General features: G+C 36.2%; 14 protein-coding genes. 3 read left to right on the forward strand and 11 right to left on the reverse strand.

Features of this window, described 5'->3' with window-relative positions; translation table 11 throughout:
- Window positions 1-514 precede the first annotated feature (514 nt).
- The 8 genes from ACHABW_RS04170 to rlmD all read right to left on the reverse strand — a co-directional run bounded on the left by ACHABW_RS04170 (window position 515) and on the right by rlmD (window position 12,218).
- A complete protein-coding gene (locus ACHABW_RS04170) occupies window positions 515-1,339 on the reverse strand; it encodes a carbohydrate ABC transporter permease (RefSeq protein ID WP_435754183.1) in 825 nt (274 codons plus the stop codon).
- A complete protein-coding gene (locus ACHABW_RS04175; protein WP_435754184.1) occupies window positions 1,339-2,328 on the reverse strand; it encodes a carbohydrate ABC transporter permease in 990 nt (329 codons plus the stop codon). The genes ACHABW_RS04170 and ACHABW_RS04175 overlap by 1 nt, the downstream gene beginning before the upstream one ends.
- A 71-nt stretch (window positions 2,329-2,399) precedes the next feature.
- Window positions 2,400-3,779 (reverse strand): ABC transporter substrate-binding protein, encoded by a 1,380-nt coding sequence (locus ACHABW_RS04180; RefSeq protein ID WP_435754185.1) that lies wholly within the window; start codon window positions 3,777-3,779, stop codon window positions 2,400-2,402.
- A gap of 230 nt (window positions 3,780-4,009) precedes the next feature.
- On the reverse strand, window positions 4,010-5,350 hold the full coding sequence (locus ACHABW_RS04185) for a prolyl oligopeptidase family serine peptidase (RefSeq protein WP_435754186.1): 1,341 nt from the start codon (window positions 5,348-5,350) through the stop codon (window positions 4,010-4,012).
- Window positions 5,351-5,613: 263 nt separating this feature from the next.
- Window positions 5,614-7,104 (reverse strand): ABC transporter substrate-binding protein, encoded by a 1,491-nt coding sequence (locus tag ACHABW_RS04190; RefSeq protein WP_435754187.1) that lies wholly within the window; start codon window positions 7,102-7,104, stop codon window positions 5,614-5,616.
- Between the two features lie 9 nt (window positions 7,105-7,113).
- Complete coding sequence (locus tag ACHABW_RS04195) at window positions 7,114-8,715, reverse strand: response regulator transcription factor (RefSeq protein WP_435754188.1); 1,602 nt, start codon at window positions 8,713-8,715, stop codon at window positions 7,114-7,116.
- 17 nt (window positions 8,716-8,732) lie between these two features.
- Window positions 8,733-10,481, reverse strand: coding sequence for a sensor histidine kinase (locus ACHABW_RS04200; RefSeq protein ID WP_435754189.1), 1,749 nt, complete (start codon window positions 10,479-10,481; stop codon window positions 8,733-8,735).
- Between the two features lie 360 nt (window positions 10,482-10,841).
- Entirely contained in the window at window positions 10,842-12,218 is a 1,377-nt protein-coding gene (gene rlmD / locus ACHABW_RS04205) for a 23S rRNA (uracil(1939)-C(5))-methyltransferase RlmD (protein ID WP_435754190.1), read from the reverse strand.
- A 124-nt stretch (window positions 12,219-12,342) separates the two neighbouring features.
- Between rlmD and ACHABW_RS04210 the strand changes: the two genes are divergently transcribed.
- Window positions 12,343-13,368, forward strand: coding sequence for an SEC-C domain-containing protein (locus ACHABW_RS04210; protein WP_435754191.1), 1,026 nt, complete (start codon window positions 12,343-12,345; stop codon window positions 13,366-13,368).
- A gap of 298 nt (window positions 13,369-13,666) precedes the next feature.
- Here ACHABW_RS04210 and deoC read toward each other — a convergent pair whose 3' ends face one another.
- The 3 genes from deoC to ACHABW_RS04225 form a co-directional block, all read right to left on the reverse strand.
- The gene (gene deoC, locus ACHABW_RS04215) at window positions 13,667-14,338 is read right to left on the reverse strand and encodes a deoxyribose-phosphate aldolase (RefSeq protein WP_435754192.1); all 672 of its coding nucleotides are present in this window, start codon (window positions 14,336-14,338) and stop codon (window positions 13,667-13,669) included.
- A gap of 82 nt (window positions 14,339-14,420) precedes the next feature.
- Window positions 14,421-15,692 (reverse strand): NupC/NupG family nucleoside CNT transporter, encoded by a 1,272-nt coding sequence (locus ACHABW_RS04220; protein WP_435754193.1) that lies wholly within the window; start codon window positions 15,690-15,692, stop codon window positions 14,421-14,423.
- A gap of 134 nt (window positions 15,693-15,826) precedes the next feature.
- Window positions 15,827-16,774 carry a sugar-binding transcriptional regulator gene (locus ACHABW_RS04225; protein ID WP_435754194.1) on the reverse strand — a complete coding sequence of 316 codons (948 nt, stop codon included), beginning with the start codon at window positions 16,772-16,774 and terminating at the stop codon, window positions 15,827-15,829.
- Window positions 16,775-17,041: 267 nt separating this feature from the next.
- Between ACHABW_RS04225 and ACHABW_RS04230 the strand changes: the two genes are divergently transcribed.
- Both ACHABW_RS04230 and ACHABW_RS04235 read left to right on the forward strand, forming a co-directional pair.
- A complete protein-coding gene (locus ACHABW_RS04230) occupies window positions 17,042-17,401 on the forward strand; it encodes a DUF5665 domain-containing protein (RefSeq protein ID WP_435754195.1) in 360 nt (119 codons plus the stop codon).
- 47 nt (window positions 17,402-17,448) lie between these two features.
- Window positions 17,449-17,883, forward strand: coding sequence for a DUF948 domain-containing protein (locus tag ACHABW_RS04235; RefSeq protein WP_435754196.1), 435 nt, complete (start codon window positions 17,449-17,451; stop codon window positions 17,881-17,883).
- Window positions 17,884-17,937 lie beyond the last annotated feature (54 nt).

Here is a 17,937-nt window from a genome sequence, read left to right on the forward strand (position 1 = left end):
AATCTTCTTAAAGTTATTAACCAGAAAAACTAGCCTCCTTAACTAAGAATTTAGTTTATATTGAATATAAAATAATCATAACAGTCTCAAAATATATTAAATATAACATTCACGACCTATTCCTTATACTTTAATGACATTTTTAAATCTTGGTTCCAATTCACGGTAACACCCTACATCGATTAACTTATTTGCTCATGTACAGTGAGATTCTAAAAACTAATAAGGTGCTTCAAAAGATTTAAATATCTTCTGAAACACCTTATATATTCTATATTTCAAAAATACTTGTTTCCTTGATTGAGTGACCACTCCCACGGCAAGCAGTCTTATTTTTCATCACAAACGAGTTTTTCAAATTTAATTAATTCTAATTTTGGTATGTACATCTTTGGTCATATTATTCTAAAGTAATCAACCAAATCTAGTTTGTGTTATATTTCAAACTAGATTTGTTATCTACTAATAACTTTTATAAAATAAAGCTGATTTTAACCACTATAAACAGCTTTATTTATCCTTTAACAGAACCAGCAAGAAGCCCTTTGACAAAATATTTACCTAAAATAATATAAACAAGTAGTGTTGGCAAGGCTGCTAAGAGTGCTCCTGCCATTTGCACATTCCATTGGACAATTTGACTTCCCGATAAATTTTGCAAAGCTACCATTATTGGTTGATTTGTAGTTGACGTTATGGAAACTGCAAACAAGAATTCATTCCAAATGTTTGTAAACTGCCATATTCCTACAACTACAAACCCCGTTATGGAAAGAGGGAAAATTATTTCTCTATAAATCCTTACAAACCCCGCCCCGTCCACCTTTGCTGATTCCAACATTGAATCTGGAATACTTGCATAGAAATTGCGGAACATCAACGTCGTAATAGGAATACCATAAACAACATGGGTAAAAATCAACCCTGGTATTGTATTATACAAATTTACTTCTCTTAAAAATTGAATAAGAGGGATTAATATACTTTGATATGGAATAAACATCCCGAACAAAATCGCCGTGAAGATCCATTCTGAGCCTTTAAATTTCCATTTTGCTAAAACATAACCATTCATTGAACCAAATAATCCAGACAGAATGGTAGCTGGTATTACAAGATAGAAGGTGTTAAGAAAGTTAGGTGCTAATCTTTCAAAAGCTAGTACATAACTACTTAAATCCATCGAACTGGGAAACTCCCACATTTGAGATAAATTAATTTCATCCAGAGGTTTTATACTAGTAAGGAACATTACATAAACTGGTATTAAACAAAATAAACTCATGATGATTAGACCTGCATATAAGAATGAGCGTTTTATCATCGGACTTTGTAGCATTATGAAGCACTCCTTCTACTTGAAATCAAATAAGGAACAATGAATATAGCTACAGATACAAGCATTATAATGGCAATTGCCGCTCCATTTGCATAATTATTTGCTCGGAATGTTGTTTCAAACATATACATTCCTGGAACATCCGTAACAAAATTCGCACCAGGTCCGGTCATAGCATAGATGAGATCAAAGATTTTCAGTGATATATGAGCCATAATAATTACAACACTCATCGTGATCGGGGTTAATAAAGGCATAATTATTTTTTGATAAATTTGAAATTCACTAGCTCCATCGATCCTTGCAGCTTCACGAACCTCTTCTGGAATTGCTCGCAAACCCGCTAAATACATAGCAAGTGAAAAGCCTGACATTTGCCAAACAGCTGCAATAGTTACTGCGATCATTGCAACAGGAATTCCAAATTCAATTTTACCAATATTTATAGCTGGAATAATCGTCGTATCCGTATACCAAAGGGAATCTAATCCAAACTTCTCTAAGAATAAATTTATACCTGTGCTCGGGTGTAATAACCATTGCCAAACAACACCAGTTACAACAAATGACAAAGCCATCGGAAAGAAAAATAAGTTTCGAAATAGTGATTCCGCTTTTATTTTTTGATCAAGTAAAATTGCGAGTGATAAACCAATAACAATTACAGAACCTATGAAGAGAATCGTGAAAAACAAGGTATTTCGTAGATCCGCCTGAAATCTAAAATCATTGAATAAATAGATGTAGTTTTTTAGACCTGCGAATGAGAAGTCCGGAACGATTGAACTCCAATTACTTAATGAAACGTATCCAGTCCATCCGATGAACCCATAAACAAAAACACCAATAAAGACTATTGAAGGTATGATAAAAAGGAATGCAATAACCTGATCAACATTTAACTTTATTTTTCTTTTTATTCGACCCACCAGAGAATTTGTCACATTAGTTGATCGAGAAGAGCTCCCAGTCTCTTTAGGTTGACTCATACGTTTGTCTCCTTTACTAATAGAGAAAAGAGGAGATTCCTCATCCTCTTTTCTTTTTTTGATGAATTTCTTTATCTCTCGATAGCCATATTTAGAGACTCAATAAACTGGTCATTATCTCTCTGCGTAACAAAAATGTTAACAGCTTGATGAATATCGGTCACAATACCTTCATATGCCGCCGCACCATGCGCTAGTGAAGGTGCTTGTATATCACTATTAAAATCTTCAATCGTTTCTACACCATATTCATCATAATTGGATAAATCTGCATCAGTACGAGCAGGAATCGAACCTTTTAAAGGATTAAATGCATCTTGACCTTCAACTGAACCAAGAACAGACAAGAATTCTTTTACTAATTCTGGGTTGTCTATACCTTTTGGTAGTCCAAAAGTATCTGTGTTAAGTATAAACACGCCTTCTGTATCTGGTGTTGTTACCCATCCAAAGTCTTCTCTAAGTTCTAAATTTAAATCATTAACAAAATAACCTTTTGCCCAGTCCCCCATCACATTCATAGCAGCTTCTCCATTGGCAACAAGTTGAGAAGCATCCTGCCAGTTACGAGAACTATGATCTTCATTGACATAATCAAGCATACGTCCAAATGTCTCTACCGCTTCTTCAACAGAAGGTTCATCAAATGCAAGCTCTCCTGTCCATAATTTCTCGTATTCTTCTGGTCCTAATACACCTACTAGAACTGTCTCTAAAAGATGTGTGGCAGTCCAAGGCTCTGTATCACCTAGAGCAAGAGGTGTAATTCCAAGCGCTTCTAATTCATCAGCTACTTCAAAAAATTCATCAAACGTAGTTGGAACACTTAGCCCATTGTCTTCAAAAATTGCTGTATTGTACCACATTACATTTGTTCTATGAATATTTACAGGTACTGAGTAAATATTGTCATCAACACTAACCATATCTATTAAGCCTTCTGGAAATACATCCATCCATCCTTCTTGCTCATACAAATCATTTAATGGCTCCATCATATCGGCTGCAACCCATGATTCATTCAATCCGGCACCACCATGTACTTGGAAAGTTTCTGGAGGATCATTAGCTTGCATACGACTCGCTAGAACCGCTTGTGCATTTGTACCTGCACCACCAGCAACTGCTGCATTTATAACGGAAACACCAGGCTGTTTCTCTTCAAACAAAGAAATTAATTCTAGAAGTCCGTCTTCTTCACCAGCACCAGTCCACCAACTGAAAATTTCAAGTTCTCCTTCATAATCTGTTTCACCTTGATTTGTGTTAGAATTACCTTCGTTTTCAGCTGAATTATTAACTTCATTCTCACTTTCCACATCTTCGACATTGCTGTTCGCTGTGTTTTCAGTATTCCCTTCTGAGGAACTCTCTTCGTCCGAACCGCATGCAGTCAATACCATGAGTGAGATAAATGGTGTCAGCAACGTAAAACCCAATTTTTTATTCATTATTTTCTCCCCTTTTCTATTTAGAGGGTATTGCCTACCCTTAAGAGGATAGCAATACCCTCTGCTTTGCTTCACTAAAGTTGAGACCCGAAGGATTATTCCATTACTGAAATCTATACATAAATTCAGCAAACACATTTTCCTTCGGGGCCTCAAGAATGCTTAAGTGATATGATATCCCAATTCCGGTGAATGACTCCAGCAACAATTATTTCTTCATATAGCGTTTTTTATTTACTTTGAGCGGCCATCCATTCCATAATTGTAGTATCTACTCCATTAATTTCTGCTATTGCCTCGTTGTTGTACAAATAGATCCATGACCAATGTCCATTGTATTGGTATGGTGAACCATCATCCTCAGTGTATAAACCCGAAGTATCGTGCACATCTTCAAACAAAGAAATGTGAACATCAGCTCCAGCTTCGACTAACCGATTATAAGTTGGAATTGTATTGTTATTCGGATTTAAAGTAGGGTCATTTTTAGCGTGAACGAACCAAGTTGGCGTTTGTGCTAAATTCTCTATGTCTGCATCTGAAATTAAATCATCACTTAAACCTTCTGCTACTGGAAACGATGCCGCAAAGTAATCCGGATAATCGCGAGTCATAAGTAAGCTCATATAGCCACCGTTTGATGCTCCACCGATATAGACTCTATTTGGATCAATATCAGGGTTACTAGTAACATAATCATCGATCAATGACATCAGCGCTTCTTTATAGACTGAAGTACCGTCTGCAGACCCTTCAAAACCTTCCATCCAACGAGTAGGTGTCTGTGGCACTAATACGTAAGCTCCATCAAAATACGCCTGAATATCATCTGTAATAAAGTTAACTGCTTTATTTGCTGAAAGTGGAATGGTCGGATCAGTTCCACCCTCACCGCCACCATGTAACCAGATAATTAATGGATTTTGTTGTTTATCTTTTTCTGGAGAAAAATCGGCATATGTTAATGTAACATCATCATAAGTCCCTTCCCCAGCCGAGAAGTCCTCTACAAGCTTACGAGTTTCACCTCCAAATGTATCGATTACTAAACCTGAAATGGAACCTGAATTAATCTCAATATCCTTTACTTGTGTAATAGTATATTGATAATCTACCCAATGATTTCTTCCAGTTTGATTCCAGTCATAGTTCAATGCTGAACCCAATGATATTTCCGGTCCAATTTCCATTTTTAGTACAGCATATTTGCCTCTTCCGTTTTCAATGGCATTTCCATCTTTATCAGCAACAAATGCTTCCGTTACTGTTCGATAACCGTCTCCTAAATTTGAGTATTGCTCAGGCATATTGGAATCACTTCTTGATACATGGACATCGAAAGTATCCTCGGTTACTGCATTTTTGGGTACTGGCTTCCCTAATTCAACAATGACCTCTGTAACCACTGCACCCCAATCTTCAATTTCAATCACCGTTTGATATGTTTCTTCTTTTTCATTTGTTTCCTTAGCTGCATTACTAATACTGTTTTCTTGCGCAGACACACTAAATGAAAACGCTACCATAGATATTAAAGCTAAAAAGAATACAGTTTTTAATTTTTTTGTCATTTCCTTCTACCTCCTTTAGTTTGTGTTGCAGCATTTCTCTTGAAATTGATAATCAGAAAAGTTAGCCTAAACAGTGTTTGACGACTATATTTTTATTGTAACAGTCAGAAAATTTATAACATATAACAATCACGACCTATTCCTTATGCTCTAACGACTATTTACAACATTCTGACTACTTGTAAATTCTTTTTTAAAACGTTAAAAAAAGATGCTCAAAAGATTTAAAAATCTCTTGAGCATCTTTCATACAAACGAATTTTTTAATTATTGTCTGCATTTTGATCAACTAACCACATATCAAACTGTCTTTGTTTTTCATCTATGACTTTATCAATTCCAGCAGCATCGAGCTCTTCTTTAAATAGAGGTAAATATTCTTCGGGATCCAAGAGGCCGTTCTCCAGATTAGGGATATACTGAGAAATGACATTATTTACTGCAATCCATTCCATTTCCACAGGAGAAACATCAAATTTAAATCCTAATGCTTTCGAACGTTTGGCTTTTTTGTTGAAACGCTCCATTTCTATCCATATATTTCTCTCCATATTTGCCCATCCGTAGGAGATAAATTGATTTCCTAATATCCAGCTATTAAATGAGTAGTAATCTTTTTGCGTGCGATCACCTTCAGGAAAAGATATGGTTTGTTCATCCACCTTTGTGTAATGTTCATTTTCTAATCCGTAATAAATCAGATTGATGATTTCTTTATTAGAATACAGCAGATTAAGTAATTGCGTTGCTAAAACAGGTTGTTCAGATTTTCTCGTAATAGCAACCATAAATTTCATAATTACACCGGAAGATAGAATAGGCTCTGATAAAGGAACGGATACCAACTCTGTGTTAGCCAGATTTGATTCTTGATCTTCAATCCCTGGTTTCATTGCGCTAAAATAGGAAAATAACTCCCCTGTCCTCATATAATTCAAACCAGAATTATCTTCTTTTACAACCTCATAATCAAAATACCCATTCAAATACCATTCTCTAATACGATTAAGATACTCCTGATAGTCTTGACTTTCAAATAAATTAATCAACTTAAAATTATTATCGTAATTTGGTAAAACACCGATATGGTCGGAAAGAGGATCATAAGTTCCATTGGACATTGCTCGATACATCGTCTGATTCCCAAGTTGAGGTGAAACCAACTTTATATTAGGTTCGTTTGCTTTTATTATATCGAAAACCTCTTCTAAATCATCAAACGATTGAAGCGAACCCACGCTAATTTTATAATCATCAAGAATATCTTGTCTCAACAACAAACCATTGTATTCAGCGAAATCCCTTAATCCGGGTAAAGCGTACAACTTCCCATCAAAACGTACAGCATCCAATACTTCTTTGCCCAAAGCTTTTGTTATGTCTTGTCCATGCAATTTTAGTAATTGATCCATTGGCAATAATTCATTAACTATTTTATTTAGGTCCATATATGGACTAACAAGTAAAATATCTAGTTTATCATCTCCAAATAGCATCCTATTTACCTGGTTAGAATAATTCGATAGACTAGCAGATAGAGGCATGAGATTAACAGTTGCTTCTATTTCTTCTTTAACAATTTGATTGATTTCAGCTTCTATTATTTCCAGCTTTTCATCATCGGTGCCCCAATAAGCTAGATTAAGCTCAGGATAAGAACTATTAGACTCATCTCTATTCACATCCTCACTTTTCGCACACCCCAAAAAAACAGCAACGAAGCATATCATAACTGATATTCGAAATATTCTCATCCTTTACCCCTATTCTTCACTCACCAGTATTCGATATTCTTGAGGACTAAGACCTGTCGCTTTTTTAAACATTTTCGAAAAATGCGAGTAGGAACCGTACCCAACTGAATCTGCAATTATACTCATATGAACATTTGTTGTTTCAAGCATTTTTTTCGCTATTTCCATACGTTCTTTAAATATAAACTCGGAAATAGAATATCCAGTTTCCTTTTTAAAAAGTCGTGATAAATAGTCACCATTTAAATAAACTTGATTTGCAATTTCTTCACGTGACAAGGAATGTTCTAAATTCATTGAAATAAAATGCTTTGCTTTTTCAACAACTGATTGGCTGCCATCGACCTCTTTCATTTTTTCTACCATAATGTTAACAATTGATTCAATCCATATTTTCAAATCTGTAACAGAACGAGTTGCAACTGCTCTTTCCTGCTCTAAATCTTCGTCTGCTAAAATCAAATGAGCTTCTAAACCTTTAATTTGCATGACATAATATATTTTTTGCAAAAAATCCTGAAAAAATTGTTGTAACCAATCTGGACTAACTGCTTTTTTATCAACTGCTTGCTTTAGATAATGATAAATTTCATGAATTATTTTTTCTTTCCCTTCATGTTCAAGCAATTTTTCCCACCCGGTCATATCCACTGGACTTTGTTTTTCTTTCTTCAAAGGCAGTTCGCCTATATCAATAGCTTTATTAATGCGTGAAGTGGTATGATAATCCAACTCAAATAATTTCTCAGTCATCTTTGATACTTCATTAATACGAACCCCTTCTCCTATATATCCATTTAAATCACAATAAAAATAATCACTAACTTTATCAATAAGTGAACTTACGTCCTTATAGATTTTTAGATTCCTTTTTTTTGATTCCAGAAGAACTACAATCTCTCCGATTCTCAACTGAACAAATAAAATACTTTCCACATGCTCTTGAGAAATCATTTCACAAGCCATTTGTCCAATTCCATACTCAAGTATTTTTTGTTCGCCAACTGTTAACTTTTTATGAAACCTTCGTACTTTAATAAATATAGGAGTAAAGTTCATTATGTCTGAATAAGTCAAACCATAACGCAGCAATTCTTGTTGGATCTGTTGAAACTTCGAGGGAATCTCTTTGGTTAGTAAATCTGTCCAGAAGCTATTAATAATCATTGGCTTTGACCTCGACCACAAGTTGTAATAATACTGGTATCTATCATTAAACGTTTTTGCATTTTTTCTTGTTACAATTTTTTCAACAGCTTTATGTAAAACACTTTTCAAGTCTTCATGGTTAACAGGCTTTAATAAATAATCTAAACTTCCTAAGGAAACTGCTTGCTTAGCATAATCAAATTCTGAATGACAAGTGATAAAAACAGCTTCCGCTTCATAGCCTGCTTCCCTAACCCACCGAAGAAAATCTAGCCCGGAGCCACGCGGCATTTCAATGTCAGTTAGAATTAAATCTACGGTTTGGCTTTCCATAATTTTTTTAGCTTTACTAATGTTATAAGCTGTGAAAACAGATGTAATCCCAATACTCATCCAATCTAAACTTGATTCTATTGCTCTAACTGCATGAAACTCATCGTCAACAATTAATAACTTGTACATATGTGGGCCTCCTAAAACTATAGATTCCTTTGAACAGGTATTTTTATTTTAACAATCGCACCTTTATCCTCACCATTTACAAATTTAATTGTTGCGCTATCACCATTGAGAATTCGCAATCGATGAAAGGCATTCCAAATTCCAATATGACTTTCTCCTTCGTCATTAACTTCCATCCCTTGATTAAGTTTTGATAACATCTCTTCTGTAAATCCTTCTCCTGTATCACGTATCACAATATTTAAGAAAGAGGTGTTTTTTACATATTCTGTAACAAATACGTTTATCAAAATATGGATAGGCTTATCTGTTGTTACAGAATGTTTAATCGAGTTTTCAATAAAATGTTGAATTAACAGTGGAGGAACTTCACAATCATTGTAGCCTTTAACTAATTCGATATTATAGGTTAAATTTTCTGGATATCGCAGTTGTTGAATATGTAAATAGTTTTCACAATGATTTAATTCTTCTCGTAGCGTTACATAAGATGATTTATTACTCCGAAACATAAAACGAAAATATTCCATCAAACATTGAGACATTTCCTTAATTAATTTAAAATCTTTTACTTGAGCTAAACTATTTATAATATTTAATGAATTTAAAAAAAAGTGTGGGTTTACTTGTAACTGTAAATGTTTCAATTCTGCTTTTTGGCTTTTTAATTGTTCTTCATACACTTCTATTTTTAACTGCTGAATTTCGGATGCCATATTATTAAATGCATCATGCATGATTGAAAATTCCTTTGATTCTTTATGTGATACTTTTTCTATACGAGCTCCTAAATCACCTTGTTTTAATTTTTTCATCGCATAAATAATACGGTTAATTGGTGACAAAATCACTCTTCTTAACATAAAAATAAATACAATTAAACTTATAAGCGTAATACCCGTTATAGCCCATATAATTTTTTGGATAAATGGCAAGTTATCTAATATTTCACTATCAGACACCATTGTAAACAAATGAAAATTCCCTTTTTCAGATGCCTTACCAACAACTAGATATTCTTCTTTATCTCCCATCAATTGATACGGGTCACTATAGCCTTCCAAGTCAAAGTTACTTTCCATTATATAAGCTTCATTACTTAATGACTGATAATCATTTGATGTAATAAATACTCTCAAATCGCGTTCCTCATCCAACTGTTCCAATGGTTCTAGTAAATCATCTATGCTAATCAATGAGCCCAAAGTAGCAGTATCCGTTTGAATCATCCTATAAAAAAAATGTTGATCGTTCATACTGAGTGGATGCCAAATACCCGTCTTGTCCCCCCCATCCTGATTAGACATTATCCTAAGCATATTACTTTTAATTATCTCTCTTGTTTCATAAGGGTATTTAACCAATGTTGTGAAAAACATGTCACTATTGTTTTTCGAATAAACAAAAAAACTATCAACGGCAGGATAATTGTTTATCTCACTTGATAATTTGTTGGTTAGTCTTGTTTGCGCAAAAAAGTATTCAGAGTGTTCACTTTTATCCAAACCCAAAGCAGAAAGGTCATTATCCTGAATGACCATTTGTACCATAAATTGCTCGGTACTTTCTAAGATATTTTCAACTTGTTCTGCATATACGCTTACATAACTACTATTAATGTCTGCTACTTGAGAGCGTACTAGACCAATAGAGTAAAAATTTACGTATATTAGGAGAAAAATTAGTGGAACTAAAAAAAATAACAAAAATGCAATTATTTTTACTTTGATAGAACGAAACAAATCAGCAATTAATGAAAAAATCATTCCCCTCCCCCAATCTTATAATCTGTATTGTGAATAAGACCTTTTCAGGTTGACTAAGTTCATCATAAACTAATATATTTAGAATTAAATTATGACTAGAATCTCCCGCAATTAGAAAAAGACTATTATGTTAATCTAGTATTGCTCTTAAGTACGTTTAAATGGTATATAAAGTGGCTTCTCTTTAATTAATCCTAAAAAAAGAAGTGATTATTTAGTATCTACTGTTGTGTCCTTGAATACTTCACTCAAAATGCATAATGCCTAGTCACATGCCAAATAATCTTTTATATCCATCCGCTTCTCCAACCTAGAAAAGAGCTCAATCCCTTGAACTCTCTTCAAAAAATCTCGCTAATGTTATTTTTTCAACTCCAAAGCCACAACATTTTCTATATGCCCCGTCTGCGGGAACATGTCAACTGGCTGAACTTCCTTCACCTCAAAACCATTTTCCTTCAAATACTTCAAATCTCTTGCTAGTGAAGCAGGGTTGCAGGATACGTAGACGATTCGTTCTGGTTTCATTAGGACCATCGTTTTTAACAGGTTTTCGTCACAGCCTTTTCGTGGTGGGTCAACAACAATCACGTCAGCTCTAATGCCTTGTGCTTGCCACCATGGCATGACTCCTTCTGCTTCGCCGATGACAAAGGTTGCATTTTCTACGTGATTTATTCTGGCATTGCGTTGCGCGTCCGATACTGCTTCGGGAACGACTTCCACCCCATATACATGCTTTGCTTCCTTCGCTAGGAACAAACTGATTGTTCCAATCCCACAGTATGCATCAATGACTGTTTCTTTTCCTGTTAGCTGTGCATATTCCAAGGCTTTCTCATAAAGCACTTTCGTTTGATCCGGGTTCACTTGGTAAAACGAGCGCGCGGAAATAGCAAACTTGATGTCTCCGATATAATCATAAATGACCTCTTCGCCCCAAAGAACTTCTGTTTTTTCGCCAAAAATTACGTTTGTACGCTTCGGATTGATGTTCTGTACAATCGATTTAACGTTCGGGATTCTTTCACGTAATTCTTGAATGATGTTTTTCTTGTTAGCAAGCTCTTTTCCCTTTGTCACTAACACGACCATCATTTCTTTCGTATGCTTGCCTTGCCGTACTACGACGTGACGTAACGTCCCTTTATGGGTTTTGTCGTCATACCCACGGACACCGTACTTTCGTGCAAGTTCCTTCACGAGCCGCACGACATGATCATTCTCCTCGTGTTGGATAATACAGGATTCCATATCAACGATTTCATGACTTCTCTCCGCAAAAAATCCAGCCACCACATGGCCCTTTTGTTCGCCAATCGGTACCTGCGACTTGTTTCGATATCTCCAGGGCTCATCCATCCCAATAACCGGGTGAACTGGTACGTCAGTGATTCCACCAATTCTTGCTAAGGTTTCTTCGACTTGTTTTTGCTTTTGCGCCAGTTGTCCTTCATAGCTTAAATGTTGAAGCTGACAGCCTCCACATCGATGAAAAATCGGACAGGGTGGTGCCACACGATCAGGACTTTCCTTTGTTAGCCCCATTAATCGGCCAAAACCATAGTTTTTCTTGGCTTGTACAACCTTCACTTGCCCTTTCTCACCTGGAAGTCCCCCCTTGACGAATAAAGGATAGCCATTAATTTTTGCGACTCCTGCTCCATCATGGGTTAAATCTTCAAATGTAACATCTATTAATTCATTTTTTTCAACGGGTATTTGATCATTTTTCATTATTGCGGTCCCTTCCGATCTGTTTTAGTCTGCCCTTGATTGTACCATATCTCACTCTACAGTTGAAAAAATCCCCATTGCTGATATGATAGGATAGGTGATTTAAATGAACGAGGTGAAAGAAATGGCAACACTAAAAAGAAATGACCCCTGTCTTTGCGGCAGTGGCAAGAAGTATAAGAAATGTTGTTTAATTAAATTAGAATCAAAACCAAAATTATCAGAAGCAGATCAACGCGCTTTTAATGAACTCTTACCGCGGTTGTTTGATTACAGTAAGGAATTCGAAACGGAGCTCCAGCCTGTCTATGACCGTTATGTTCAAACCTTTGAGAAGTTACCTAAAGCTGATGCTCAAGCGTTCTCACAACTGTTGTTTCATTGGCTTATTTTCAACCATCCGATTTTTGGGGATAAGCAAACCATTCTTTCCTCATATATTGAAAAGCAAGCGACTCCTGTTTCTAAGGAGTTCGGTGAATTGCTTCATGAATGGAACACGATGGAGCCTAAGTTATTTAGGGTAACCAATGCAGCCCAAAATAACATCGTTTTGCATGATGTATTCAAAGATGTATTGATTACTCTTGAAAAGACACCTGCCTCCGATAATTTAAATAGCGGTGATCGTATCATTGGCTACCTATATCCGACACCAATTGGACAAGCTCTCGGGAATGATGCGGTATGCATTCCTGAAAAATTGGAAAATTCCTTTTTAGAAACTTGGAATGACATGAAACAGTCATTGGATTCCACATCCTCCTATAGGAACGAACAGACGATGTTTAGCCAACACTTCCATGAAGTCTTGGAGGTGTTAAGTCTCTTATTCGTTTCAAAAAAGGATTTAAAACTAGAAGATAAGCTTAATGAACCAAGTCAACAAGTGATAACTACACTCTTTTCTCATCTAGATTGGTCTGCTGTATCTTTTTCCAGCTATGTCAAAGCAAAGGTGCACTGGATAAAGTTTGCAACAAAACAACAACCCAGAATTCCAAAACCAGAGACTTTCGCAGCTGCTCTTGAGTATTGGATCGGAAAGCAAACCGATTCTCCTGCCAATCTCTCACAAAAAGATTTAGCAACGAAGTACAGCGTATCCTCAAGTACTATATCAAGTAAGTACAAGGTTATATGTCAATGATACTGAAAGGTGCTTTAAAAGTGTTTTGACGTTTTAAGAAAATCCCCATAGCAACGAGTAAAGTCGCTATGGGGATTTTCTCATTGCTAAAGCCAATAACGTAGCTATTTCAGTGCTATATTCAGGAAATAACCGGCGGGGACATTCTCACCGGTTATACAATATGTAGAAAGAGGATGACCTTGTGGGTCATCCTCTTTCTACATATATATCATCTTAATGGCTTTATTCGCTCCTCGTCCTATAGAGGAAAACCTCTTAGCTGACTTTAAATAAATGGAGTAATTTTGCTCATAATTTAATAATCACTCTCTACTTTTTCTCCATCAACTATTGCCACACCGGCACTTGCACCGATTCTAGTGGCTCCAGCGTCTACCATTGCCTTCGCATCTTCTAGACTACGAACGCCGCCTGACGCTTTCACTCCTGCTTTGTTGCCAACTGTCTTTCGCATTAAAGCAACATCTTCTACCGTTGCATTTCCGGTAGAGAATCCAGTTGACGTTTTTACATAATCAAGGCCCGCTTCTAATGCAATCTCGCACGCACGGATTTTCTCTTCATCCGTAAGAAGACACGTTTCCAAAATCACCTTTGTCAGTGCTTTATCTTTAGCTGCTTTAACAACAGCTACCATATCTTCTTTTACTAGTGAATCGTTGTTATCTTTTAGTGCACCAATATTCAAAACCATATCAATTTCCGTTGCTCCATTTTCAATCGCATTCGTTGTTTCAAATGCTTTTGTTTCAGGTGTACTTGCACCTAAAGGAAATCCTACAACGGTACAAACGTCTACACCACTTCCAGCTAAAAGCTCCGCTGATTTCTTTACCCATGTTGGGTTTACGCATACAGAAGCGAATCGATAGTCTCTTGCCTCTTCACATAATTTAACGATTTGTGCTTCTTTTGTATCTGCTTTTAGAACTGTGTGATCGATCATCGAACCAATAGATTTACTCATATTATATATTCATCCTTTCATAATAAGAAAAACGCATAGCGTCTTTTATTAAATACAGCGTGAGCTTTCGCCACTTCGCTCTTTAAAAGAACATTCCTGCGATAGAGGCATTTAAAAGGGAAGCAAGCATCCCCGCCATTACAGCTTTGACACCTAGTTTTGCAATATCCTGTCGGCGATTTGGAGCAAGTGCACCCAGTCCACCAAGAAGAATTCCTAAAGATGATAAGTTAGCAAAGCCACAAAGTGCAAATGTGACAACCAAAACTGTTTTAGGATTCAAGCTTTCCATCTCCGGAGCAAAGGCCGCATACGCTACAAATTCATTTAATATTAGTTTTTGACCAATAAACGAACCAGCTTGAAATGCCTCTGCCCATGGTACACCGATTGCAAATGCTAAAGGAGAGAAAATAATACCAAAAATATTCTGTAATGTAATTCCTGACAAGGCTATAGAAGCATTTGATCCAAACCATCCTAGAACGGTATTCACAGAAGAATTAATTACACTTTCTGCTCCACCTAATAATCCATTGATCAACGCAATTAATGCAATAAACGCGATTAACATGGCACCAATATTTAAAGCAAGCTGCAAACCTGTGCTTGCCCCTCGTGCAGCCGCATCAATAACATTGTGGGACTCTTTGTCGTCATCCATTTCAATATGGTCTTTCTCAGCAATTTTTTCAGGTTCTGTTTCTGGCATCATTAATTTTGCCATGACTAAACCAGATGGAGCTGCCATAAAACTTGCTGCAAGCAAATACTCTAGAGGAACTCCTAACAACGAATAACCAATAAGGACCGACCCTGCAACAGATGCCAATCCCCCAGTCATCACTGCAAACAGTTCAGATTTTGTCATACGGTCAAGAAACGGCTTGACCACTAATGGGGCTTCAGTTTGACCAACAAAGATATTCGCAGCAGCCGACAAAGATTCCGGCTTGCTGGTACCTAACAACCGAGCCAATCCTCCACCAATAATTTTAATAACCTTTTGCATAATACCTAAATAATATAATACAGAAATCAGTGAAGAAAAGAAAATTACAACGGTCAATACTTGAAAGGCAAAAATCATGCCTACGCCTTCCGCTTCAAATATACCGCCGAAAAGAAAGTTAATCCCTTCATCCGCATAGCTAATAATATCATTTATGCGAAACGATAACCATTCTAATCCAGCCTGTCCTGTCTCCCACCGCAAAACAATAAAAGCAAACGCAAATTGTATCGCAAGTCCACCAATAATGGTTCTTGGTTTAATTGCTTTTCGATTACTGGAAAACAAAAAAGCAATGGATAATACGATAAAAACACCAAATAACCCCCATATAATATTCATCTAAATCACCTCTGTTAAGATTTCGTTGCATGCACACGCTATTGTTCAGACGTCTAACATCCTTTACAACTTAGACTATAGCAGAAGTTATGAACAAATGTAAACACTTTCATGGACATTATTTCATAAATCTATCATCCTTTATTTTCCATTGCTAATTCCTTCGCTGTGTGGACATCTGTCACCAGAACATTCGCGTACTTTCCTGTTAGTGCTCCCCGAATTCCTACCAGTTTATGAGCCCCTCCTGCAATCAAGATAGAATATTTCTTCTTACGAAGTTCACTTAGCTCAATCCCTACTGTTCGAGAGTTCAGTTCCTTACTGCATATTTCTCCAGTTCCATCAAAAAATCTCGAGCTAATATCGCCTACCGATTTCTCAGAAATAAGTTGTGTGTCTTCTCCCTTAAAATATCCTAATTGAAATAAAAGAGATTCTGTTTTCACCGTTCCAACAGTGTACATAGCAATAGTGGCCTTTTGACCTAATTCCAGAATGTTTTTAATATACCTGTCCGCCTCCATTGCCTGCTTTACAACGACATGATCAACGATCGCCGGGAGTGGTAAATGATGAGGGATTGTATGAAAAGCTTGTCCAAACATATACAGAATCTCATTTGCATGCGTATTCGTTTCCGAGTGGCTGACTCCACCTTTCATCTGAACAATTCTCACATTATTCATTTTCTTTGGCTTTAGTTCTTTGGCAACCTGATACATCGTTGTCCCCCATGTTACACCGATAATATCGTCGTCTTCGATGATTGAATCTAGAAAGTCCGCTGCTTGTTGCCCTAAATACTGTTTGATCCTTTGATCATCCTCTTCAGGAGTATCCACAACAATCACTCGTTTTAAGTTATATCTACGTTGAATGATTTCAGCAAGTTGATCACTGTCTTCTTCTGTGTCATTTACCTTGATTTCCACAATTCCCTCTGCTTTTGCTCGATACAAGAGTCTTGATACAGTAGGCCGTGACACATTAAGTTTTTCTGCTATTTTACTCTGGTTGTAGTCATACAAATAATACATTTTAGCCGCTTCAATAAGTTGAGACTTTTTACTTTTCTCCACTGTTTCCCCTCCCTTCGAAATGAATGTCTCTTAATTACTTCCTTCTAATTTAATGAAACTGAAATAAATTTCAATATCATTATCACTTAATTTCATCATAGTTTATTTTTATCTGGTATACAATAACTACAATTATAAAAATTAGTTTTTAATAACACCCAGCTGCTCAATTTCCTAGCATCAATCCTGCCAATGGTTTACAATATAGGAGGAAAGGGTAATTGAAAAGCATTCGTTTCATCTAAAAAATAGAAAGGAGTGTACTCATTGCCTTTAACAACTGATCAAAAAAACCGTAAAATACCACCGAAAAATCGTGGTGGGCGTAATCCTGAAGATGAAAAAAAACAGGACGAAAATGAACGCTTTGAGAAACTCCTTGATAAGTTCGAGGATATAACAACTAACGGACGGCTAAAAGACATGGCGTATCATTTCACGAATAAAAAGGAAGTCATTAAAGTGAATTTAATTGCAGGCGTAGCAAGGGGTGTTGGACTAACACTTGGGACAGCAATTTTTCTCGGTATCTTTTTCCTTATACTTGCTAACACCGTTTCCTTGCCTTTAGTTGGCGATTACATTGCTTCATTTTTAGACATGATCGAATCATACCGCAACCAATAATTGCGGTTTAAGAAATCATAACTATAACTTTAAAAGAGGTGGTACATATGGATTGGTTAGGTATTGGAGTTTTTATTCTATCATTAGCATTTACAGCGTTGGTCATTTTACTCATCCCGGTCTTTAAAAAATTAACCGAAACATTAGGTCATACTGCAGAAACAGTAGAGTCTGTTAATAAAACGGTTGGTGAAGTCTCCGGTGAAGCAACTGTCATTCTTCATAATGTGAATGAAACATTAATGGATGTGAATGAAAAAATTGCACAGTTAAACCCGTTGTTTAAGATCGTTCATGATACGGGGGAATCTGCTCATCACTTGACATCAACAATGGTGAAATTCACTTCTAAAAAAGCAGACCATGCTCAAGCTGGAACAGACATTCTTGACCGAAATGATTTGGAAGGCATACTGCGCGGTGCCGCTTTTATTTATTACTTACGCCAGGCAAAAAAAGATTACGACCATAAAAATGCTTAGAAGTTAAACATTATTTAGAACGATTATAAAACCTCAAAGGCTATGGCTTTTGGG

This window comes from Salipaludibacillus sp. CF4.18 (assembly GCF_051262595.1).
In the GTDB taxonomy this organism is placed as follows: domain Bacteria; phylum Bacillota; class Bacilli; order Bacillales; family Salisediminibacteriaceae; genus Salipaludibacillus; species Salipaludibacillus neizhouensis.